Annotated in this window: 17 protein-coding genes and 5 pseudogenes; 17 read left to right on the forward strand and 5 right to left on the reverse strand. The window is 60.5% G+C overall.

Annotated elements, in window-relative coordinates; all coding sequences use genetic code 11:
• Positions 1–46: 46 nt before the first annotated feature.
• Entirely contained in the window at positions 47–448 is a 402-nt protein-coding gene (locus KSS90_RS01650) for a lysozyme inhibitor LprI family protein (RefSeq protein ID WP_217867985.1), read from the reverse strand.
• A 276-nt stretch (positions 449–724) separates the two neighbouring features.
• On the opposite strand from KSS90_RS01650, the gene KSS90_RS01655 reads away from it, so the two are divergent.
• The 12 genes and pseudogenes from KSS90_RS01655 (at position 725) to KSS90_RS01700 (ending at position 12,730) form a co-directional block, all read left to right on the forward strand.
• Positions 725–1,702 carry a dipeptidase gene (locus KSS90_RS01655; protein ID WP_217867986.1) on the forward strand — a complete coding sequence of 326 codons (978 nt, stop codon included), beginning with the start codon at positions 725–727 and terminating at the stop codon, positions 1,700–1,702.
• Between the two features lie 76 nt (positions 1,703–1,778).
• A complete protein-coding gene (locus KSS90_RS01660) occupies positions 1,779–2,309 on the forward strand; it encodes a DUF5943 domain-containing protein (RefSeq protein WP_012316656.1) in 531 nt (176 codons plus the stop codon).
• 15 nt (positions 2,310–2,324) lie between these two features.
• Positions 2,325–4,385 (forward strand): dimethylglycine demethylation protein DgcA, encoded by a 2,061-nt coding sequence (gene dgcA / locus KSS90_RS01665; RefSeq protein WP_217867987.1) that lies wholly within the window; start codon positions 2,325–2,327, stop codon positions 4,383–4,385.
• 127 nt (positions 4,386–4,512) lie between these two features.
• Positions 4,513–6,465, forward strand: a complete 1,953-nt coding sequence (gene dgcB, locus KSS90_RS01670) for a dimethylglycine demethylation protein DgcB (protein ID WP_217867988.1) — start codon at positions 4,513–4,515, stop codon at positions 6,463–6,465.
• Positions 6,465–7,697: an electron transfer flavoprotein subunit alpha gene (gene etfA / locus KSS90_RS01675; RefSeq protein ID WP_217867989.1), complete on the forward strand. Its 1,233-nt coding sequence runs from the start codon at positions 6,465–6,467 to the stop codon at positions 7,695–7,697. Before dgcB ends, etfA begins: the two co-directional genes overlap by 1 nt.
• 10 nt (positions 7,698–7,707) lie before the next feature.
• Positions 7,708–8,478: an electron transfer flavoprotein subunit beta gene (gene etfB, locus KSS90_RS01680; protein WP_217867990.1), complete on the forward strand. Its 771-nt coding sequence runs from the start codon at positions 7,708–7,710 to the stop codon at positions 8,476–8,478.
• Between the two features lie 539 nt (positions 8,479–9,017).
• Positions 9,018–9,317, forward strand: a pseudogene (locus KSS90_RS25530) (RHS repeat-associated core domain-containing protein); the annotation flags it as partial.
• 60 nt (positions 9,318–9,377) lie between these two features.
• Positions 9,378–9,806, forward strand: coding sequence for a hypothetical protein (locus tag KSS90_RS25535; RefSeq protein ID WP_225933209.1), 429 nt, complete (start codon positions 9,378–9,380; stop codon positions 9,804–9,806).
• 135 nt (positions 9,807–9,941) lie between these two features.
• Positions 9,942–10,783, forward strand: a pseudogene (locus KSS90_RS01690) (IS5 family transposase).
• 264 nt (positions 10,784–11,047) lie between these two features.
• Positions 11,048–11,845: an RHS repeat-associated core domain-containing protein gene (locus KSS90_RS01695; protein WP_225933167.1), complete on the forward strand. Its 798-nt coding sequence runs from the start codon at positions 11,048–11,050 to the stop codon at positions 11,843–11,845.
• 186 nt (positions 11,846–12,031) lie between these two features.
• A pseudogene (locus KSS90_RS25725) lies at positions 12,032–12,199 on the forward strand (RHS repeat-associated core domain-containing protein); the annotation flags it as partial.
• A gap of 36 nt (positions 12,200–12,235) precedes the next feature.
• Entirely contained in the window at positions 12,236–12,730 is a 495-nt protein-coding gene (locus tag KSS90_RS01700) for a hypothetical protein (RefSeq protein ID WP_225933210.1), read from the forward strand.
• Between the two features lie 233 nt (positions 12,731–12,963).
• On the opposite strand, the gene gbca is transcribed toward KSS90_RS01700, so the two are convergent.
• A complete protein-coding gene (gene gbca / locus KSS90_RS01705; RefSeq protein WP_217867994.1) occupies positions 12,964–14,256 on the reverse strand; it encodes a glycine betaine monooxygenase oxygenase subunit in 1,293 nt (430 codons plus the stop codon).
• Positions 14,257–14,551: 295 nt separating this feature from the next.
• Between gbca and gbcB the strand changes: the two genes are divergently transcribed.
• Positions 14,552–15,652, forward strand: coding sequence for a glycine betaine monooxygenase reductase subunit (gbcB, locus tag KSS90_RS01710; protein ID WP_217867995.1), 1,101 nt, complete (start codon positions 14,552–14,554; stop codon positions 15,650–15,652).
• A gap of 123 nt (positions 15,653–15,775) precedes the next feature.
• Positions 15,776–16,561, forward strand: a complete 786-nt coding sequence (locus tag KSS90_RS01715) for an RHS repeat-associated core domain-containing protein (RefSeq protein WP_225933120.1) — start codon at positions 15,776–15,778, stop codon at positions 16,559–16,561.
• A gap of 38 nt (positions 16,562–16,599) precedes the next feature.
• On the opposite strand, the gene KSS90_RS01720 is transcribed toward KSS90_RS01715, so the two are convergent.
• The 3 genes and pseudogenes from KSS90_RS01720 to KSS90_RS25800 form a co-directional block, all read right to left on the reverse strand.
• Positions 16,600–17,727 carry an IS481 family transposase gene (locus KSS90_RS01720; protein WP_217869717.1) on the reverse strand — a complete coding sequence of 376 codons (1,128 nt, stop codon included), beginning with the start codon at positions 17,725–17,727 and terminating at the stop codon, positions 16,600–16,602.
• A 128-nt stretch (positions 17,728–17,855) separates the two neighbouring features.
• Positions 17,856–18,728, reverse strand: coding sequence for a methyl-accepting chemotaxis protein (locus tag KSS90_RS25795; protein WP_371918340.1), 873 nt, complete (start codon positions 18,726–18,728; stop codon positions 17,856–17,858).
• A pseudogene (locus KSS90_RS25800) lies at positions 18,711–19,541 on the reverse strand (MCP four helix bundle domain-containing protein); the annotation flags it as partial. The pseudogene KSS90_RS25800 and the gene KSS90_RS25795, both read right to left, overlap by 18 nt.
• Positions 19,542–19,757: 216 nt before the next feature.
• Between KSS90_RS25800 and KSS90_RS01730 the strand changes: the two are divergent.
• The 3 genes and pseudogenes from KSS90_RS01730 to KSS90_RS25805 form a co-directional block, all read left to right on the forward strand.
• Positions 19,758–19,988 (forward strand): hypothetical protein, encoded by a 231-nt coding sequence (locus KSS90_RS01730; protein ID WP_011536153.1) that lies wholly within the window; start codon positions 19,758–19,760, stop codon positions 19,986–19,988.
• Positions 19,985–20,287, forward strand: a complete 303-nt coding sequence (locus KSS90_RS01735) for a cell division protein ZapA (protein WP_217867998.1) — start codon at positions 19,985–19,987, stop codon at positions 20,285–20,287. Before KSS90_RS01730 ends, KSS90_RS01735 begins: the two co-directional genes overlap by 4 nt.
• Before the next feature lie 233 nt (positions 20,288–20,520).
• Positions 20,521–21,498 (forward strand): annotated as a pseudogene (locus KSS90_RS25805) (cache domain-containing protein); the annotation flags it as partial.
• Positions 21,499–21,527: the final 29 nt, after the last annotated feature.

Below are 21,527 nucleotides of genomic sequence, written 5' to 3' on the forward strand. Positions count from 1 at the left end.
CTGTACTGCCCCATCGCCCGTAACCCGGCGATGAGGCAGTACAGGATCACTGCTGCCCGATGGTCTGCAGATACTCCGAGCGCTCATCGCTACGCTGCGCCACGCAGGTATTCCACGCTGCCTCGAAGGCCTTGCTCCCCGGTTTTTCGGCCCAGGTCTCGACCTTGCAGTCAGCGTCGCGCAGCTGGAGCCACAGCTTTTCGGCGGCCTCCATCTTGCCGCTCAGCGCCACGGCCTTGTCGCTTTCATCCGCGTACTGGTCGCGGATGCGCTGCATCAGGTCGTCGTAGGCCGCCTTCAGCTCGCGCTCGGCGGTTTGCTTGTTGTAGGCCGCGCACGCATAGCTCTGCTGGTCGGTGTCGACATTGTCGCAGGGCGTGCTTTCTTCCTCGGCGGCCTGAGCGCCGCCTGCGACGGCCAACAGAACCAGCCATGCCATTGATTTCATCCGTTTTCTCCTGAACAGGCTGACGAATTGCTGGGATTCTCGCTCAGCCCGACGGTAGGCGATAGCTCCCGCGGCGAAATGTTCATGAACGGCGTTATCGAGACTGTCTCTCATCTGCCAGGGCCGGGCCAGAGCATGCCGTTCCGGCCTTTGACGCTTTCGGCAAACCCCCTGTCGTTTTTGCATCGGGGCGCCTCGGGCCGCAGGCATATGCTGGCCCCAAAGCGCCGGCACAAGGTTCGGCGCCTGCAAACTCAAATAAAAGGGGACAGCCTGATGAGCCCAGCCGAACTTCACGCCGACAGCATCGTCATCGACGGCCTGATCATTGCCAAGTGGAACCGCGAGCTGTTCGAGGACATGCGCAAGGGCGGGCTGACCGCGGCCAACTGCACGGTCTCGGTGTGGGAGGGCTTCAAGGCCACCGTCGACAACATCGCCGCCAGCCAGAAGCTGATCCGCGAGAACGGCGACCTGGTGATGCCGGTGCGCACCACCGCCGACATCCGCAAGGCCAAGGAGCTGGGCAAGACCGGCATCCTCTTCGGCTTCCAGAACGCCCACGCGTTCGAGGACCAGATCGCCTATGTCGACGTGTTCAAGCAGCTCGGCGTGGGCATCGTGCAGATGTGCTACAACACCCAGAACCTGGTCGGCACCGGTTGCTACGAGCGCGACGGCGGGCTGTCGGGCTTCGGCCGCGAGATCGTCGCCGAGATGAATCGCGTCGGCATCATGTGCGACCTCTCCCATGTCGGCTCGAAAACCTCCGAGGAAGTCATCCTCGAATCGAAGAAGCCGGTCTGCTATTCCCACTGCCTGCCTTCGGGCCTCAAGGAACATCCGCGCAACAAGTCCGACGCAGAGCTGAAATTCATTGCCGACCACGGCGGTTTCGTCGGTGTGACCATGTTCGCGCCGTTCCTGGCCAAGGGTATCGACTCGACCATCGATGACTACGCCGAGGCCATCGAGTACACCATGAACATCGTCGGTGAAGACGCCATCGGTATCGGTACCGACTTCACCCAGGGCCATGGCCAGGACTTCTTCGAGTACCTGACCCACGACAAGGGCTACGCCCGGCGCCTGACCAACTTCGGCAAGATCATCAACCCGCTGGGTATTCGCACCGTCGGCGAATTCCCCAACCTCACCGAGACCTTGCTCAAACGCGGCCACAGCGAGCGCGTGGTGCGCAAGATCATGGGCGAAAACTGGGTCAGCGTCCTCAAGGATGTGTGGGGCGAGTAAGCCGCACTCCAAGCCTGAAAACCCCGGCCAGCAACGCCGGGGCATCCAAACAAAAATTTTATGGAGTTGAGTTTCCATGGCCAAGATCGCCCCGCAATTGCCAATCGAAGTCGACAGCGAGACCGGTGTCTGGACCAGCGATGCCCTGCCGATGCTCTACGTGCCCCGGCATTTCTTCGTCAACAACCACATGGGCATCGAGGAAGTGCTGGGCGCCGACGCCTATGCCGAGATCCTCTATAAGGCCGGCTACAAGTCCGCCTGGCACTGGTGCGAAAAAGAGGCCGAGTGCCATGGCCTGGAAGGCGTGGCGGTGTTCGAGCACTACATGAAGCGCCTTTCCCAGCGTGGTTGGGGCCTGTTCGAGATCCAGGACATCGACCTGGATAAAGGCACCTGCAGCGTCAAGCTCAAGCACTCGGCGTTCGTGTACGTCTATGGCAAGTGCGGCCGCAAGGTCGACTACATGTTCACCGGCTGGTTCGCCGGCGCCATGGACCAGATTCTCGCCGCTCGCGGCAGCTCGATCCGCACCGTGGCCGAGCAGGTCTACGGCGGGTCGGAAGAAGGCCACGAAGATGGCCTGTTCGTTACAAAGCCGTTGTAAGCCGGAGATAGCGTCATGGCCTTCGAAGCAATGTTCCAGCCGATCCAGATCGGCAAGCTGACCATCCGCAACCGCGTGCTCAGCACCGCGCACGCCGAGGTGTATGCCACCGACGGCGGCATGACCACCGACCGCTATGTGAAGTACTACGAAGAGAAGGCCAAGGGCGGTATCGGCCTGGCCATCTGCGGCGGCTCGTCGGTGGTGGCCATCGACAGCCCGCAGGAGTGGTGGTCGTCGGTCAACCTGTCCACCGACCGTATCATCCCGCATTTCCAGAACCTCGCCGACGCCATGCACAAGCATGGCGCCAAGATCATGATCCAGATTACCCACATGGGCCGCCGCTCGCGTTGGGACGGTTTCAACTGGCCGACCCTGATGTCGCCGTCGGGTATCCGCGAACCGGTACACCGCGCCACCTGCAAGACCATCGAGGTGGAGGAAATCTGGCGCGTGATCGGCAACTACGCGCAAGCTGCGCGCCGGGCCAAAGAAGGCGGCCTGGACGGCGTCGAACTGTCGGCCGTTCACCAGCACATGATCGACCAGTTCTGGAGCCCACGGGTCAACAAGCGTACCGACGAGTGGGGCGGCACCTTCGAAGGCCGCATGAAGTTCGGCCTGGAAGTGCTCAAGGCCGTGCGCAAGGAGGTCGGTGACGACTTCTGCGTGGGCATGCGCATCTGCGGCGACGAGTTCCACCCCGATGGCCTGAGCCACGAGGACATGAAGCAGATCGCCGCCTACTACGACGCCACCGGCATGCTCGATTTCATCGGCGTGGTCGGCTCGGGCTGCGACACCCACAACACCCTGGCTAACGTCATCCCCAACATGAGCTACCCGCCGGAGCCGTTCCTGCACCTGGCGGCGGGCATCAAGGAGGTGGTCAAGGTACCGGTGCTGCACGCGCAGAACATCAAGGATCCGAACCAGGCCACGCGTATCCTCGAAGGCGGCTACGTGGACATGGTCGGCATGACCCGCGCGCACATCGCCGACCCGCACCTGATCGCCAAGATCAAGATGGGCCAGGTCGACCAGATCAAACAGTGCGTCGGCGCCAACTACTGCATCGACCGCCAGTATCAGGGCCTGGATGTGCTGTGCATCCAGAACGCCGCCACCTCCCGTGAATACATGGGCGTGCCGCACATCATCGAAAAATCCACCGGGCCGAAGCGCAAGGTGGTGGTGGTCGGTGCCGGCCCAGCTGGCATGGAGGCTGCGCGGGTGGCCGCCGAGCGTGGTCACGACGTTACCGTGTTCGAGAAAAAGGAGCAGATCGGCGGACAGATCACCATCGCCGCCAAGGCGCCGCAGCGCGACCAGATCGCCGGTATCACCCGTTGGTACCAGCTGGAGTTCGCCCGCCTGAAGGTCGATCTGCGCCTGGGTACCGCGGCGGATGTCGCGACCATCCAGGACCTGCGCCCGGACATCATCGTCCTGGCGGTGGGCGGCCATCCGTTCGTCGAGCAGAACGAGCACTGGGGCGCCGCCGAAGGCCTGGTGGTGAGCAGCTGGGACGTGCTCGACGGCAAGGTCGCGCCAGGCAAGAACGTGCTGGTGTACGACACCATCTGCGAGTTCACCGGCATGTCGACGGCGGACTTCATCGCCGACAAGGGCAGCCAGGTCGAGATCGTCACCGACGACATCAAGCCGGGCGTGGCCATGGGCGGCACCAGCTTCCCGACCTACTACCGCAGCATGTACCCGAAAGAAGTGATCATGACCGGCGACATGATGCTGGAGAAGGTCTACCGCGAGGGCGACAAGCTGGTGGCGGTGCTCGAGAACGAGTACACCGGCGCCAAGGAAGAACGCGTGGTCGACCAGGTGGTGGTGGAGAACGGCGTGCGCCCCGACGAGCAGCTGTACTACGCGCTCAAGGAGGGTTCGCGCAACAAGGGCCAGATCGACGTGGAGGCGCTGTTCGCCATCAAGCCGCAGCCGATTCTCGGCCAGCCGGGCGACGGCTACCTGCTGTACCGCATCGGCGACTGCGTGGCCCAGCGCAACGTGCATGCGGCGATCTATGACGCCTTGCGCCTGTGCAAGGATTTCTGAGCCCAGGACCAACGCGGTCCCTATAGGTGCGGGCTTGCCCCGCGATAGCGTGACTGGACGCCATCGCGGGGCAAGCCGCTACTACAGAGAGACCGGCGCACGCTTACCGCTGTTGTGGGAGCCTCCCATGTTGAACACCCTTCTACCCATCCTGCTGTTCACCGCCCTTGCCCTGGCGGTGCTCGGCGCCCTGCGCCGGGTGCGCATGTGGCGGCGTGGGCGACCAAGCAAGGTCGACCTGCTCGGTGGCCTGCTGGCCATGCCACGGCGCTACCTGGTGGATCTGCACCATGTGGTCGAGCGCGACAAGTACATGTCGAAGACTCACGTCGCCACGGCAGGCGGCTTCGTGCTCTCGGCGTTGTTGGCGATCCTGGTTCATGGCTTCGGCCTGCACAGCAAGATCCTCGGCTACGCCTTGCTGGTGGCCACGGTGATCATGTTTTGTGGCGCCCTGTTCGTCTTCAAACGCCGGCTCACCCCCCCTTCACGGTTGTCGAAAGGCCCGTGGATGCGCCTGCCCAAGAGCCTGCTGATGTTCGCGGCGAGCTTCTTCATCGCCACCTTGCCGGTGGCGGGCATCCTGCCTGAAGGCACGGGTGGCTGGGTGTTGGTCGCACTGCTGGGTATCGGCGTGCTGTGGGGCGTGTCCGAGCTGTTCTTCGGCATGACCTGGGGCGGGCCGATGAAGCACGCCTTCGCCGGCGCCCTGCACTTGGCCTGGCACCGCCGCGCCGAACGCTTTGGCGGTGGTCGTTCCACCGGCCTCAAGCCGCTGGATCTGGAAGACCCGAATGCGCCGCTGGGCGTGGAAAAGCCGGTGGACTTCACCTGGAACCAGTTGCTCGGTTTCGACGCCTGTGTGCAGTGCGGCAAGTGCGAGGCCATGTGCCCGGCGTTCGCCGCTGGCCAGCCGCTGAACCCGAAGAAGCTCATCCAGGATATGGTCATCGGCCTCGCCGGAGGCACCGACGCACAGTTCGCCGGCAGTCCATACCCCGGCAAACCGCTCGGTGAACACGGCGGCCACCCGCACCAGCCGATCGTCAACGGCCTGGTCGATGCCGAAACCCTGTGGTCGTGTACTACCTGTCGCGCCTGCGTCGAGGAGTGCCCGATGATGATCGAGCACGTCGATGCCATCGTCGACATGCGCCGCCACCTGACGCTGGAAAAAGGCGCCACCCCGAACAAGGGCGCCGAGGTGCTGGACAACCTGATCGCCACCGACAACCCCGGCGGCTTCGCCCCTGGCGGGCGGATGAACTGGGCGGCCGACCTGAACCTGCAACTGCTCAGTGATGTGAAGCGCACCGAGGTGCTGTTCTGGGTGGGCGACGGCGCTTTCGACATGCGCAACCAGCGCACCCTGCGCGCCTTCGTCAAAGTGCTGAAAGCGTCCGGCGTGGACTTCGCCGTGCTCGGCCTGGAAGAACGCGACAGCGGTGACGTGGCACGCCGCCTGGGCGATGAAGCGACCTTCCAGCAACTGGCCAAGCGCAACATCCAGACCCTGGCCAAGTACCAGTTCCAGCGCATCGTCACCTGCGACCCGCACAGTTTCCATGTGCTGAAGAACGAGTATGGCGCCCTTGGTGGCGACTACCAGGTGCAGCACCACAGCACCTACATCGCCGAACTGATCGCCGCCGGCAAGCTCAACCTCGGCCAGCACAAGGGCGGCAGCGTCACCTACCACGACCCGTGCTACCTGGGTCGTTACAACGGCGAGTACGAAGCCCCGCGCGAAGTGCTCAAGGCCCTCGGTATCGAAGTGCGCGAGATGCAGCGCTCGGGCTTCCGTTCCCGTTGCTGTGGAGGCGGCGGCGGTGCGCCGATCACCGATATCCCCGGCAAGCAGCGTATCCCCGACATGCGCATGGACGATATCCGCGAGACCGAGGCCGAGCTGGTGGCCGTGGGCTGCCCACAATGCACGGCGATGCTCGAAGGCGTGGTCGAACCGCGCCCACAGATCAAGGACCTGGCCGAGCTGGTCGCCGATGTGCTGATCGAAGATGAGGCCCCCGCCAGCGCAAAGTCGCCAGCGGCCAAACGTGAACCTGCGGAGGTGCATTGATGAGCGACATCATCCGCCGCGACCCACGCGCCGAGTGGATCGCCCGTAACCGCCTGCACCCGCTGCATGCGGCGATGCAGACGCAACAAACCAGCTGGATGGGCCCCAATGGGCTGATGCGCAAGAACCCCCATGCGCTCGCTGCCGGCTTCATCGGCCCCGCCGGGATAAAGCGCATCGACCGCAGCGGCGCCCAGCAGGGCACCGGCGTCGGCGGTCGGCGCACGGCGGCTGCCGAAGTGCAGTTGCCGCTGCATAGTGTGGCTGCGCCTGCGTACTACATCGCCGTGGTGCCAGACATGGTCGGTGGCCGTCTCGGCAGCCACGACCGCGACCTGCTCGGCCTGGCCCACAGCCTGGCCGGTAGCGAGGGTGCGGTGCTGGCCGTGGTGTTCGGCGAGCATAAGGAAAGCAACTTTTCCACAGCCGGCGTCGACCGCCTGCTGGTCATCGAGGGTGAGGCCTTCGAGGGTTATGCACCGGAACAACTGGTCCAGGGTCTGCGGGCTGTGGATAACCAGTTCGCGCCGCGCCACTGGCTGCTGCCCGACAGCCGCAGCGGTGGCGGCGAGCTGGGCCGGCGCTTTGGCGCGGCCCTAGGCGAACGCCCGGCAACGCGGGTGTGGCAGATCAAGGACGGCCAGTGCATCGGCCGTGCCGGCGCGGGCCAGCAGGATATCCAGCGTGAGGTGCCGCGACTGATCCTGGCCGCCGCCGAATGCGCCGAACCGGTGAGCGAAACTCGGCATGAAGCCCTGCCGGTGGAGTTGTCCACAGGCGTGGCGCGCAGCCTGTCGCGTATCGAAGACCTTGGCTCGGTGGCCGTGGACCCGGCCGCCATCGCCATGGCCGAGGCCGAGTTCATCGTCTCTGGCGGTAACGGCGTCAAGGACTGGGATTTGTACCACCGGGCCACGGCGGCTCTCGGCGCTACAGAGGGTGCCTCGCGGGTGGCGGTGGACGACGGCTTCATGCCGCGCAACCGCCAGGTCGGCGCCACCGGCACCTGGGTCACCGCGCGGGTCTATGTGGCTGTGGGTATCTCCGGCGCCATCCAGCACCTGCAGGGCATCGGCGCCTGCGACAAGGTGGTGGCGATCAACATGGACCCGGGCTGCGACATGATCAAACGGGCTGACCTGTCGGTGATTGGCGACAGCTCGGCGATTCTCCAGGCACTGATCGAGGCTGTGGACAACTTCCGCAGCGGCGGCCAGCGCGACGCGGCATAGGGGCATGAGCATGAGTACCAAAGTCATCAGCCTGGTGTCGATCGGCGCCCACCCCAGCTCAGGCCGCGCCCGTCGCGCCGAGCAGGATGCCCGTGCCGTGGAACTGGGTTTGCAACTGGCTGGGGATAACTTGCAGGTGGTGCATGCTGGCGATCCTCATGAAGAGGCGCTGCGTGCCTACCTGGGCATGGGGCTGGATCATCTGGATGTGCTGGAGCAGCCCGTTGGCGCCGATGTGCTGGGCGTGCTCGGCGATTACCTGCGCAATGCCGGCGCCCAGTTGGTGCTGGCCGGCAGTCAGGCCGAGACGGGCGAAGGCTCGGGCATGCTGCCGTTCCTGCTGGCCGAGAAGCTGGGCTGGCCGTTGGTGGTTGGGCTGGCTGAGGTGGAATCCATCGACAACGGTACTGCTCAAGTGCTGCAGGCTCTGCCTCGTGGCCAGCGGCGTCGCCTGAAAGTGCGCCTGCCGTTGTTGGCGACTGTGGATAACGCCGCACCCAAGCCACGCCAATCAGCCTTCGGCCCGGCCCGGCGTGGGGTGCTGGCTGCGCGCACTGTAGAGGTTGTGGAGGATCCGGTGCTAGCCGAAGACGCCCTGCAACCGGCCCGCCCACGGCCCAAGCGGCTCAAGGTGATCAAGGCCAAGAGTGGCGCCGACCGCATGAAGGCCGCCACGGCCAAGGCCAGTGGTGGGGGCGGGAAGGTGCTCAAGGATGTTTCTCCACAGGAAGGGGCCGATGCCATTCTCAAGTTGCTGATGGAGGAGGGGGTGCTGCGTTGATTGCCATCAGGGGTCACGTCGTCTCCGTATAGCTCCGCTCCTGTTGGCCTTGCGTATCGCCCGTAGGTGCGATCATTGCTTTTGCCCACCGTTTCTGTTCGCCACACTGTGGATAAAGTGTTCGCCATTTGCTGGAGCGTACGAAAATCAAGGTGTACAGGCCTTTGAACGAAAAATGATCAGTGCATGCTTCGGCGAGTTGAAAGCCACGAATCTGGATTGGATACCTTTAGCAGCTACTTGCCCGCAAATGCTGTTGGCGCCTCTGTGGATAACATGTTGGACGAGTGCTACAGACCTTTATTTGCGCGGCGCTCATAAACTTGATCATCTTTTGATCGGTCGGCTAGCAGCCGCCACATAGGCATCTTGTGGATAAAAAGGGGGGCTGAAGGTCAAGAAGCTTGCCCTTGGCCTGGCATTTTTTACAGTTATCACAAATGCACGTCGGTGATAGCGTGCTTCCAGTCGGCGTGATGCAGCGCCGCGGGGCAGGCTCGCCCCTATCGACTGCCTTTTCAGAGTAGGAGTTGCGGGTAATGTCTAGCACGCTATTGGCAACTGACCGCCTTCACAGTCCGCTCGCTCGGTTTGGTACCAATAACAGCATTAGCGCATACACACCATACGGTCACAGGTACAAGCTGACAGAGAAACCTAGCTTGGGATTCACCGGCCAATTGCGCGAACCTGCATCAGATTGGTATCTGCTGGGCAATGGCCATAGGGTCTACAGTCCGGTACTCATGTGCCTGTGCTCTCCCGACAGACTCAGCCCTTTTGGAAAAGGAGGGGTTAATGCGTATGCCTATTGTCAGCGAGACCCGATAAATCTAGTCGATTCAAGTGGCAGATTTGCAGTAGAGATAGTTTCCTATTACCTCGCAGCGAAAATATCGTTGGAATTTATCAATGTTGGATTGAAGCAATGGAAGAAGCTGGTCACGGGGTCAAGTCGCCCTTGGTCAGACCCTTTGAAATATGCCGAATATACCAGTACTGCCCTGAAGGTATCGACCCTCACCTTTCTGGCAGGTGCCGAAATTACTAAAAGATCTGCGCCGGCGATTACAGATCCCAGCAATAATTTTCAGGTGCATATGCGCCAGGACCGACTCTGGGATGCGGACGTTGTAAAGGGCGTGGCGATGATTACCGGACTTACAGCCATTACGATAGATGGTTACGTTAATGGTGTCGATTTAGATAGGGCGAGAAAAAAGGCGCACCTAAATAAACATAAAAATGACATACGTCGGGGAGATGAAGGAACTGCTGGGGGAGATGCTGATGCCGCAATAAATGTTGACGATATTGACGTGGTCTGACGGCAGTCTGTCGGAGTTCGGCAATGCTCCAGGTTACCAACCCTAGGTTCTGTATGAAAACCTTTGAAACCTCACCGGAGCCTCTGGAAGCCTGATTTTCCGTAGAGTCTCGCTTTTTAGGCGAAGGATTCTGCCATGGCCAAGCGATACGAACTTTCCGACGCAGAATGGGAAATAGTCGCGGACTTCTTCGCAGCACATCGACGTAAAGGACGCCCAAGAGTTGACGATCGTTTGATGCTCAACGGCGTGTTGTGGGTGCTGTGCTCCGGTGCAACCTGGCGGGACATGCCTGAACGATTCGGGCCTTGGTCGACGGTTTATCAACGATTTCGGGACTGGCGAAACCAAGGAACCTTCAACAAGTTGCTCAAGCGGTTACACCTCAAACTCAATGCACAGGGCCAGATTGACTTGACCACCTGGTGCGTCGACTCAACCGCCGTGAGGGCCACCCGTGCCTCTGCCGGAGCAGGCAAAAAAGGGGGCTGAAGAGCCAACGGACCACGCACTTGGACGAAGCCGGGGCGGGTTGACGACGAAAATTCACATGGTCAGTGACGTCCGTGGCATCCCACTCCACTTCACGCTCTCAGCGGGTAACGCCAGCGACATCTCCCATGCTCAGCGACTGCTGGACGGTATCCACATCCCCTCGAATCGAGGTAGGCCACGCAAGCGCTGCCGCTGGCTCCTGGCCGACAAAGGCTATGACGCAGAATCCTTGCGGCAATACTGCGACCGCTATCGGATACAGCCGGTTATTCCGCTGCGTGACATGAAGCGCAAGCCGAAGCCGGGCTTACCGCGCCTGTTTGACAAGCCCAAGTATCGGCAGCGGAACGCTATCGAACGGCTGTTTGGTTGGTTGAAGGAGCACCGCCGCCTATTGCAAGCTAGCAGAAAGCTTCGTTGCTATGGTAACGCTGGCTTGCTGGCGGCGGTGTTTACGACATTATTTTTCGTACAGTACCTAGATTTCAAAGGGTTGGATGAGGCTGGTTGTTTTTTGATCAATTAAAAAATCCTTGTCATTCAAACTACGTCACCCAGCCTACTTGAGGGACTGTGGATAAAAACCCTTCGATTAGGCGCTTTCCCAGAGGGATACCTGGCATTTTTGTCAGTTTTCGCAGCACAACGGCAATGCTAGTTTGGCCCCAATCAACCCCCGTGAGAATAAGCACATGGCCAGGAAAAGTTTGCTTGGCGTAGACAGGCTGCAAAGCCCACATTCAAGAATGACTTCTTCTGGCCGGACAGCGATCGCCTACACACCCTATGGCTGGCGCCCCGCGCCGCAAGAGCCCTCTATGACGGAGTTCACTGGCCAACTGCGAGAGGTCGAATTGGGCTGTTACCTGCTGGGTAATGGTCATCGCGCTTTTTGCCCGTCGTTGATGCGGTTTTTTTCTGCTGATGTGATGAGCCCGTTTGGGACAGGTGGAGTGAATAGTTATGCCTACTGTCAAGGTGATCCTATTAACAAGATAGACCCTACAGGGCAAGCTGGCTGGCTTCCACACCATGTCACAATAGCAGCAAATGGATTAACTTTAGCTGCGACGGGGCTTGATTATGTTAATAAAAAAATTACAGGAGAGCATATTAGTTATACAGACCATGCCCGTCTGGCTGCAGCAGGAACTCTTGCATTATGGGGAGAGGTAGCTGGAATTCATCAATATCAAAGAGGTGACGAAGGGGGTGTTGTAGCTGATGTGACGACAGTTCTAGCCCCGCTAGTGTTTTTCGCTGATCAGCTTGGTCACTTCGGGATGAATTCTTATCGCTGGCTTAGGGAGCGTATGGCTGCTCGCAGTGGTACGCCGCCACCGTCTCCTAATCAGGTGATAGTCAATCGGAGAGAACCAAATATTGCAGATCGTAGAGCAACTACCGTTGGCGAGGCCGTGAATTTAGCTCAAATGATCCTTACACAGCAAGATGGAGTTCCAGTTACTGTCTTTCAATTCCCTCCCGCTGCCGAACTTCAGGATTCTCAGGCTTCAATCAGGGATGGAATAGGAACTTTCTAGTCTGTAAAGTATCGCAGGCGGTCTGCTGTTAATTATTTGGAGGTATAGAATGCGACCATCGATTATTTTGGGGGGCGACCATCAGTCGAGTAGAGTGATAGCCCTCACTCAAGGACTTTTGCAATGTGTTACTTATACGCCCTATGGTTATAACCGACCCCAGGTTGGGGGGGGGATTTTGGCTATACAGGGCAATACTTTGATGGTTGCTTGGAAAGGTATTTACTGGGTAATGGTTATCGAGTGTATAGCCCATGGCTGATGCGCTTTAATTCCCCGGATCGTATAAGTCCGTTTGAACGAGGGGGGATCAACGCCTATGCATACTGTGAGGGGAGTCCAGTTAACTGGCAGGACCATTCTGGGAGTCAAAGAAGTAAAGCAGGATCTATGCATGACCTCAGGCAGTCCGGTGCTTTATCGGATGTTTCTGTTAGGGCTATGCATGAAGTCTTTTCTTACGCAAAGTCCGTTCGGAAGCAATTGAGCCTCAGCCAGCTAGATGTGGAAGGTCGAGTCGGGGATGCTGAATACTTCCTTGATATAGCCAGGAGGGACAAACGGAAATTTGAAATAGCGCATCATAACCTTTTAGCGGCACTTGTTCCGTTGGAGGCTAAACTTCGTAATGTTCAAGGGTACAAGTCTAGGGTTGAAGGTGGTATCAAAAAGCTGAGTATTTATATAGGTAAAGTTGACGTTGAGATGTTTAAGGAGCCTTCGCACGATAGTGGTATGATTCCATTCGGAGAAAGTTATGAAGGAAATTATTTTAATTATTCAATTGATTCAATTGATTCGAGTGGCTCGAATGATTCAATACCTTATGAACGTCCTCGATTAGGCACTTGGCCTTCCTCTAAGATGGGCGAGGTTCGGCAGTGACTTTCGAATGGTGCCTTGATTCATATTAGGCTGCATGGGCGAAGACGTAAACTAGGCCATGTGCCTGAAGGAAGCCGGTATAGATTTTTCCCACCTAGAAGTCCCCAAAGCAAAATGGCATAAAACAAGCGATCTAAGCGATTGATATGCGTGACCCTGTGTAAACCCGCGCCATTCAAAGGGCCGCAACGCAGCCCTTTGGGAAAAGTAGTTGACTGTGCCCTTCTACTACCTTATTGAGCCTGTACTTCTCTCAAATAAGCCGCCGGCTCCGCCCCCAGATTGTTCAACAACCGCTGGCTGTACCAATCAATAAAATTCACCACCCCAAACTCATAAGTCTTCGAATACGGCCCCGGCTGGTAAGCCGTTGAATTTATCCCCCGCTGGTTCTCCTCCGCCAACCGCCGATCCTGGTCATTGGTGGCATCCCACACCTTGCGCATCTCTTCAGGGTTGTAGTCCACCCCCTCCACCGCATCCTTGTGCACCAGCCACTTGGTGGTGACCATGGTCTCCTGGGCACTGATCGGCCACACGGTGAACACGATCATATGGTCGCCCATGCAGTGGTTCCACGAATGCGGCAGGTGCAGGATGCGCATCGAGCCGAGGTCCGGGTTCTTGATGCGCCCCATCAGCTTCTTGCACGCCACCTTGCCGTCCATGGTCATCGACACGGTGCCCTTGAGCAGCGGCATGCGCACGATGCGGTTACGCAGGCCGTGGCTTTTGTGCAGGTAAGGGATCTTCTCGGCTTCCCAGGCGGCGGCGGAGGCGGCGACGTGGTCCTTGAATTCCTGGCTGGCGCGGGGGTCGTTGGTGTCGTCCCATTCCAGCAGGGTCTTCAGCAATTCTGGGTGCGAGCCGTTGCAGTGGTAGCACTCGCGGTTGTTCTCCAGTACCAGTTTCCAGTTGGCCTTTTCCATCAAGGTGGTCTGCACCGCCACCTTGGTGTTTTCCATGTCGTACGGTTCCATGTAGTGGTCGAGCGTGGCGAGGAACTCGTCGATGGCCGGTGGATTCTCGGCCAGGCTGATGAAGATGTAGCCCCCGGCCACCTTCACGTTCACCGGTTTCAGGCCGTAGTCCTTCATGTCGAAGTCGGCGCCCATCTCGGTGCCGGCGAACAACAGGCGGCCATCGAGTTCGTAAGTCCACTGGTGGTAATGGCAGACCAGCTTGGCCACCTTGCCTTTGTCGCTCACGCACAGCCGCGAGCCGCGGTGGCGGCAGACGTTGTGGAAGGCATGCACTTTACCTTCGGCACCGCGTATCACGATGATCGGGTTCTTGCCGATCTGCAGGGTGATGTAGTTGCCCTTGGTCGGGATCTCGCAAACCATGCCGGCGATCAGCCACTCCTTGTGGAAGATCTCCTGCATGTCGATCTGGAACAGGCGCTCATCGCAGTAGAACGGTTGCGGCAGCGAGTAGGTGCGCTCGCGGGTCTGCAGCATCTCGGCGGTTGCCTTGCGTGCAGGTTCCAGTGGATCGCCCAGGCTCAGGGTTGCGGTGACGTCCATCGTGTGGTCCTCGTGGCCGCGTGCGGCCGGCTGAAGTGGCTAATCGTTGTTGTAGTGCCGCAAGGCTGTCGTTGGATGAACAGCGTGTTGTTTTGCCGAGGAGTGTGCGTCCGGGCCGGGAAAGGACCATATCCACGGGCGACATGGCCGCATCGAATTCCGACGCGCCAGCCCTTGTAGCGCGGGGCTGGTCGCGATAAGCACGCCGATGTCGCGGATGGGAATGTACGTAGACGGCGCTATGCGCATTATCGGAGCCATAAGAAAGGCCGACAGTCGGCTGCTGGAGATGAACATGTCCGATACCTTCCTCAATCCGGTTACCACCCAGACCTGGGCCAATGGCCGCCACATCGTGCGCTGCGTCAAGGTCATCCAGGAAACCTGGGACGTGCGCACCTTCTGCTTCATGGCCGACCAGCCGATCATGTTCTTCTTCAAGCCCGGGCAGTTCGTCACCCTGGAGCTGGAGATAGAAGGCAAGCCGGTGATGCGTTCGTACACCATATCCAGCTCACCATCGGTGCCTTACAGCTTCTCGATCACCGTCAAGCGCGTACCGGGCGGGCTGGTCTCCAACTTCCTCCACGACACCATGCACGAAGGCGCTGAGCTGCCGGTGCATGGGCCGGTGGGGCTGTTCAACGCCATCGACTTTCCGGCCGGCAAGACGCTGTACCTGTCCGGCGGCGTCGGCATCACCCCGGTGATGTCCATGGCCCGCTGGTTCTACGACACCAACGCCAATGTCGACATGGTGTTCGTACACAGCGCCCGCTCGCCGAAAGACATCATCTACCACCGCGAGCTGGAGCAGATGGCCTCGCGCATCCCCAACTTCAGCCTGCATATCATTTGCGAGAAGCATGGGCTGGGTGAGCCGTGGGCGGGTTATCGCGGCTACCTCAACCAGCGCCTGATGGAGCTGATCGCCCCGGACTACCTGGAACGCGTGATCTTCTGCTGTGGCCCCACGCCCTACATGAGCGCGGTCAAGCGCATGCTCGAGGCGGTCGGCTTCGACATGAAGAACTACCACGAGGAGTCGTTCGGCGCGACGCCGCCGGAGGCCAAGGCCGACGCGGTGGAGCATGCCGAAGCGGCTGCCGATGCACCGGAAGTGGATGTGGCCGACCTCAACCTGGTGGAGTTCGTCGGCAGCGACAAGAGCATCCGCGTGGCCCCGGGCGAGACCGTGCATGCGGCGGCGGCCAAGGTCGGGCTGATGATCCCCAAGGCCTGTGGCATGGGCATCTGCGGCACCTGCAAGGTACTCAAGCTGGGCGGCGAGGTGGAGATGGAGCACAACGGCGGGATCACCGAGGAGGACGAGGCCGAGGGCTACATCCTGTCATGCTGCAGCGTGCCGAAGGGGGATGTGCGGATCGAGTATTGATCTGCATTGGGGGGGCCGCAAAGCGGCCTTGGTTGCATGGGGCACCTGATATTTTTGGCAGTTCCACTACCGCCGCAGCGCTGCCAATCTTCGGATGGCACTCTCGGCGAAGAACTGTGGACAATGCCTACCTACTTGCTTGCCTGTGACAAACGGTACACCCCCTTCGACGGCATTGGTTTTTCCGGTCGCGGCTATACCCCCTATGGGGCGTTAACGTCACTGACCAGCCCGATGACAGGTTTCTGTGGCCAGCCTCGTGACCCCCGGATGGATCGCTATCCGCTGGGCAATGGGCACCGTCGGTACAGTCCTGCCTTGATGCGGTTCCAAGAACCTGACGCGTTGAGTCCGTTCGACGAGGGCGGCATCAACGCGTACATGTATTGTGCGGGAGATCCGGTGAACCGGATTGATCCGACTGGGGGTTACTCTGCCTTGGTCTCGCAGATCATTCAGCGCTCCGGGACCATCGCATTGCATGCTGCCTCCCCGCTGGCATTGTTGTTGGGACCCGAGCCCAAGGGGACGTTGGCGGTGAACGCCACACGGGTTGCCCTGGCTGGCTCCGCCACCAGTGTGGTGGCAGCAGGGTTGGGGTTGGCCGGGGTGGCGGCGGCAACCTATGTTGCCAATGCCGGGACTGCTCTGCTGGCAGCGGGAGCAGGGACTCGAATTGCCAAGGCGGTCTGGGAGAACCGAACGGAGCTCTGGCAGTATGTCAAGGACAGTGTCAGCACCAATGCAAGGGCAGTGCTGGGGCTGCGCAGAGAAAGTCCAGTCGGAGTAACTGGTGGAATTTCCAACGATCGTGTCTTCACAATTGACGACGAAGAGACTTTGCCGGCTGACGCTGCGAATGGCATCAGGGTTGGGTCTGATGCCATTAAGCCGGGTGTATGGACTTGAGACATCGCTGACACATGTGCGGGGACATGGTGGACACATTATCGCTTACCGTCGGGGTTGTTGAAGTCGATGGTTCGCAGCTTGTGCTGGCAGAAGTAAACATCAAAATGGTCAGGCCCTTGATCGCTGCGGCGGAGCGCCAACACATAGCCTGCTAGCGCCTTGGCTATCCGAAATGAGCGTTTCTTGAAGCGGAACTGACTGCTGTAGGGTTTCACCAAAATATCATCGGGACCGTATTCAACGGGCGGTAGACGGCTTGGGAAAGCCCGCCTGCTCATCTGGTAGCGATCTGCCGGTACTTTGTAGCCCAACTGCTGATGAGGACGCTTGTAGTTGTAAATGCCCCGCCAGAGGTCGAAAGCTTCTTGCGCTTCTCGCAGATCCCGAAAACTGCGCCCGGTTAGTACCTCGGCCTTGAGCGTCCGGTGGAATCGCTCATCCTTGCCATTGGTTTGTGGGTGGCCTGGCCTGCTGAAAGTCAGTCGAATTCCCAGACGAACCAGCCAGATACCTAGCGGTGTGAGTTCTCCGGGATTTCTTGGCGCCCCCCAGGGCGAGCCATTATCCGCGTTGATCTGCACGGGCAGTCCATACCGGCTGAACAGATCGGTCAGGTGCTCCATGACCAACCCTGTGCGCTGATGTGTGCAGGCCTGTATCACAAGGTTAAAGCGTGAGTGGTCATCAATCAGCGTCAGCGGATAACAAGGTCCCTGAGCCGTTTGGAAGAAACCTTTAAAATCGATCTGCCACAGATCATTCGGGGCTTCGCGCTCAAAGCGTGTCCATGGTTTAGCCGCCTCGGAGGCCTCCGCGGTGATCAATCCATGCCGATGCAGGACATTGGTTACGGTACTGGCACAGATGCGCTGATCAAGCAGGTGACTGATCTTTCGGCCACCCCACGTGGAGTGCTCCTTACGGATGGCAATCACTTCCTCTTCTAGCCCAGGCTGAGTCTTGCGAGGGCTGACGGCTGGCTTTCGAGAGCGCTCCTTCAAGCCGAGCAAGCCCTCCTGTCGAAATCGATTGAGCCATTTGTAACCCGTCTGAGGGCTAATGCCGAACCGGCGGCATAGCTCCCTCATATTGGCGCCCGGGTGATTGGCCAGGCTAACGAACTCTTCTCTTAAGCTCATGGCATCTCTCGCGTTCCAAGGCATGGTCGTATTCCCGGCAGATTGCTTGCCGAAAAGTGTCAACCATGTCTCCGCACACGTGTCCACCATGTGTCCGGTCCATACAGCCGGGGCAAAGTACTAGCGGGCTTGCCCCGCGATGACTGTGAAGGTCAGGTACGGAATCGCGCCACCAAACCGTTCAAATCCACCGCCAGACGCGACAGTTCGGCACTCGCCGCGCTGGTCTGATGTGCCCCGGTAGCGCTCTGCACCGACAGGTCGTTGATGTTCACCAGGTTGCGGTCCACCTCGCGGGCCACCTGGGCCTGCTCCTCGGCGGCACTGGCGATCACCAGGTTGCGCTCGTTGATCTGCGCCACCGCGCCGGCGATGGTGTCTAGCGCCAGGCCTGCGCCACGGGCGATGTTCAGGGTCGATTCGGCGCGCTCGGTGCTGGTGCGCATCGAGTCCACCGCCTGCTCGGTACCGCCCTGGATGCTGCCGATCATCCGTTCGATCTCGCTGGTGGACTGCTGGGTGCGGTGGGCCAGGGCGCGCACCTCGTCGGCGACCACGGCAAAACCACGGCCCGCCTCGCCGGCCCGGGCGGCCTCGATGGCGGCGTTGAGCGCCAGCAGGTTGGTCTGATCGGCCAGGCCACGGATCACATCGAGCACTTTGCCGATATCGCGCGACTGCTCGGCCAGGTGCGCGATCAGCTTGGCGGTGGCCTGCACATCGCCGCTCATGCGCTCGATGGCGCCCACGGTCTCCAGTACCAGGTCGCGGCCATCGCCAGCCGAACGGCTGGCTTCGCTGGAGGCTTCCGAAGTGCTGACCGCATTGCGTGCCACTTCTTCGACGGCACTGGTCATTTCGGTGACGGCGGTGGCGGCCTGTTCGATCTCGTTGTTCTGCTGCTGCAGGCCACGGGCGCTTTCGTCGGTGACGCTGTTCAGCTCTTCGGCGGCGGAGGCCAGCTGGGTGGCGGAGCCGGCGATCAGTTGCAGGGTGTCGCGCAGCTTGTCCTGCATCTTGGCCATGGCTTGGAGCAGGCGCGCGGCCTCATCGGTGCCGTCGGTGTGGATGCTGTGGGTCAGGTCGCCTTCGGCAATCTGCTCGGCGGCCTTGAGCGCCTCGTCGATGGGCTTGACGATGCTGCGGGTGAGCAGGAAGGCGAACAGCAAGGTCAGCACCGTGGCCGCAACCAACAGGCTGATGACCAGGGCGAAGGCGCCGCTGTACTGGTCGGCCGCCTGGGCATTGGTGGCGCTGGTCTGGTCGGTGTTGATGCGTACCAGCGCGTCCATGATCTTGTTGATCTGCTCGGAGTTCTCCAGCAGGTCGCGGTTGAGCAGGTCACGCAGGGCATCGAGGTCACCGGCCTGGCTCAGGCTGCGCATGCGCGCCTCGAGCTGGCGGTACTGGTTGAGCAGCACGCCGTACTGGTCGAAAGCGGCCTTCTCGTCGGCGGCGGTCACCAGCGGCTCGTAGGCGCGGCGGGCCTTGTCGATCTGCGCGTTACGCTCGTCCAGCAGGCGCAGGGTGTCTTGCTGGGTGGCCGGCTCGCGGTTGAGCAGCAGGCGATAGGAGAGGGTGCGCAGACGCAGGTTCAGCGCGGTCAGCTCGTCGAGGGTCTTGATGCTGGGCACGCTCACTTGCTCGATGGTCACGCCGGCCTGGCGGATGTTGCCCATCTGGATCAGCGAGAAGATACCCAGGCCGAGCATCAGCACGCCGATCACGGCGAAACCGAGCAACGCGCGGGGCGCGATATTCATATTGCGTAGGGACATGGAGGCGGTTTCCAAGGCAGAGGAGGTGCCGCGATCCATGCGACGGAAGAAGACCTGCATGCCTATCGGTCGTGACCGGACAGTCTTGAGGGTGAACTGACGAAATTGTGAGGCAGCTAACGATTTTCCTGACCAGTGGTTGATCCAGGTCGGAACAAGGACGGCGATCCTGGGTCAACCTGAACCCGGCAAACACCCTTTGAATCCGATATTTAATGGCGGGGGCGGCGGTTTTTCCTTATCGTGTGCGCCCTTTGCAACAACCGAGATAGACGCATGTTGGAAACTTCCCTGAATCAACTCGAGCAACTGGTCAGCGACCTGATGCACAAGAACGCGCAGCTGGCCGAACAGAACGCCAGCCTCAGCCAGGAACTGGCCCAAGCCAAGGAAGAGAACGACAGCCTGCAGTTGTCGCTGATGGAACAGGAAGAGAAGCACGGTGCTACCGCCGCGCGCATCCAGGCCTTGGTCGAGCGCGCCAGCGCAGGTGTCGTGAACGCATGAGACTGCAAGCGCAGCCGATCAATGTCGTGTCCATCCTGGGCAACGACTATTCGCTGAAGGCCCCCGAGGGTCAGGAAGAAACCCTGAATCAGGCCGTGCGCATGCTCAATGTCGCTTTGGCCGAGACCAAGCGCAGCTTCCCGACCTTGATCGGCGACAAGCTGCTGGTGCTGGCCGCTCTGAACCTGTGCTCCAGGCAGATCGAACTGCAGCGCGAGCACGACCGCACCCTCGAGCGCACCCAGGCGCAGATCGACGCCACGGTCGATGCCATCAGCAGGGCCGTCTCCGACGTCTGACGGATGTCATCGCCGGGGCTTCGTGGGAGAGGGCTTGTCCGGCGACGGGGGTGTCCAGCCTGTCGCAGATCACTGGAATAACTGGATACTTAAGTGTATACACTTCCCGAAAAACAATAATTATCGGGGAGTGGCACATGCGCATCTGGCGGCGGAGCATTCAATGGCAATTGATCGCGAGCATGGGCGCCGCCCTGCTGGCGAGCATCCTGGTGGTGGTGGCGATCTACACGATGGCGCTCAACCGCCTCACCGAGCGCTACCTGGTGGACACGGCCTTGCCGGCCAGCATCGAAGCCATCCGCAACGATATCGAGCGCATGCTCGGCCGCCCGCTGGTGGCGGCTGCGGATATCGCCGGCAATACCCTCCTGCGTGACTGGCTGGCTGCCGGCGAAGACCCCGCTGCGTTACCGGCGTTCATCGAGTACCTCGATGCCGCCAAACAGCGCAACCATGCTTTCACTACCCTGTTCGCCTCCACGGTGAGCGGCAACTACTACAACGAAAAAGGCCTGGACCGCACCCTCAGCCGCGCCAACCCCAAGGACAACTGGTTCTACGGCTACATCGACAGCGGCGCCGAACGCATGTTGAACATCGATATCGATGGCTCCACGGGGGAACTGGCGCTGTTCATCGACTATCGCGTGGAAAAGGCCGGTCAGCTGGTGGGCGTGGCAGGCATGGGCCTGCGCATGACCGAGCTGTCCAAGTTGATCCACGACTTCAGCTTCGGCGAGCACGGCAAGGTGTTCCTGGTGCGCAACGACGGGCTGATCCAGGTGCATCCCGACCAGCAGTTCAGCGGCAAGCGTCAACTTGCCGAGCAGCTGGACGTCGAGGCGGCGAAGGCTGTGCTGGTGGGCGGCGAGGGCCTGCGCAGCAGCCGTTTCCAACGTGATGGCGAGGACTACCTGGCCTTGGGCTTGCCCTTGCGCGACCTGAACTGGACGCTGGTGGCCGAGGTGCCGGAAGCCGAGATCTACGCCCAGGCGCGCCAGGCCGTCTGGCAGACCTGCCTGATCGGCGGCGGCGTGGCGCTGATCTCGTTGTTGCTGGTGGTGCTGCTGGCGCGCGGTCTGGTGCGGCCAATCCGCCAGGTCACGGCGGCGCTGGTGCAGATCGGCGGTGGCGCGGGCGACCTCAGCCATCGCCTGGACGATACGCGCCAGGACGAACTGGGCGATCTGGCCCGGGGCTTCAACCGTTTCCTCGACAGCCAGCGCGGCCTGATCGG

This window comes from Pseudomonas maumuensis (assembly GCF_019139675.1).
In the GTDB taxonomy this organism is placed as follows: domain Bacteria; phylum Pseudomonadota; class Gammaproteobacteria; order Pseudomonadales; family Pseudomonadaceae; genus Aquipseudomonas; species Aquipseudomonas maumuensis.

Bases quoted from the DNA above. Each gene is read 5' to 3' on its own strand.
- KSS90_RS01650 (WP_217867985.1), bottom strand. From the start codon at position 448: ATGAAATCAATGGCATGGCTGGTTCTGTTGGCCGTCGCAGGCGGCGCT.
- KSS90_RS01655 (WP_217867986.1), top strand. From the start codon at position 725: ATGAGCCCAGCCGAACTTCACGCCGACAGCATCGTCATCGACGGCCTG.
- KSS90_RS01660 (WP_012316656.1), top strand. From the start codon at position 1,779: ATGGCCAAGATCGCCCCGCAATTGCCAATCGAAGTCGACAGCGAGACC.
- dgcA (WP_217867987.1), top strand. From the start codon at position 2,325: ATGGCCTTCGAAGCAATGTTCCAGCCGATCCAGATCGGCAAGCTGACC.
- dgcB (WP_217867988.1), top strand. From the start codon at position 4,513: ATGTTGAACACCCTTCTACCCATCCTGCTGTTCACCGCCCTTGCCCTG.
- etfA (WP_217867989.1), top strand. From the start codon at position 6,465: ATGAGCGACATCATCCGCCGCGACCCACGCGCCGAGTGGATCGCCCGT.
- etfB (WP_217867990.1), top strand. From the start codon at position 7,708: ATGAGTACCAAAGTCATCAGCCTGGTGTCGATCGGCGCCCACCCCAGC.
- KSS90_RS01695 (WP_225933167.1), top strand. From the start codon at position 11,048: ATGACTTCTTCTGGCCGGACAGCGATCGCCTACACACCCTATGGCTGG.
- KSS90_RS01700 (WP_225933210.1), top strand. From the start codon at position 12,236: ATGCATGACCTCAGGCAGTCCGGTGCTTTATCGGATGTTTCTGTTAGG.
- gbca (WP_217867994.1), bottom strand. From the start codon at position 14,256: ATGGACGTCACCGCAACCCTGAGCCTGGGCGATCCACTGGAACCTGCA.
- gbcB (WP_217867995.1), top strand. From the start codon at position 14,552: ATGTCCGATACCTTCCTCAATCCGGTTACCACCCAGACCTGGGCCAAT.
- KSS90_RS01715 (WP_225933120.1), top strand. From the start codon at position 15,776: ATGCCTACCTACTTGCTTGCCTGTGACAAACGGTACACCCCCTTCGAC.
- KSS90_RS01720 (WP_217869717.1), bottom strand. From the start codon at position 17,727: ATGCCTTGGAACGCGAGAGATGCCATGAGCTTAAGAGAAGAGTTCGTT.
- KSS90_RS25795 (WP_371918340.1), bottom strand. From the start codon at position 18,728: ATGGCCAAGATGCAGGACAAGCTGCGCGACACCCTGCAACTGATCGCC.
- KSS90_RS01730 (WP_011536153.1), top strand. From the start codon at position 19,758: ATGTTGGAAACTTCCCTGAATCAACTCGAGCAACTGGTCAGCGACCTG.
- KSS90_RS01735 (WP_217867998.1), top strand. From the start codon at position 19,985: ATGAGACTGCAAGCGCAGCCGATCAATGTCGTGTCCATCCTGGGCAAC.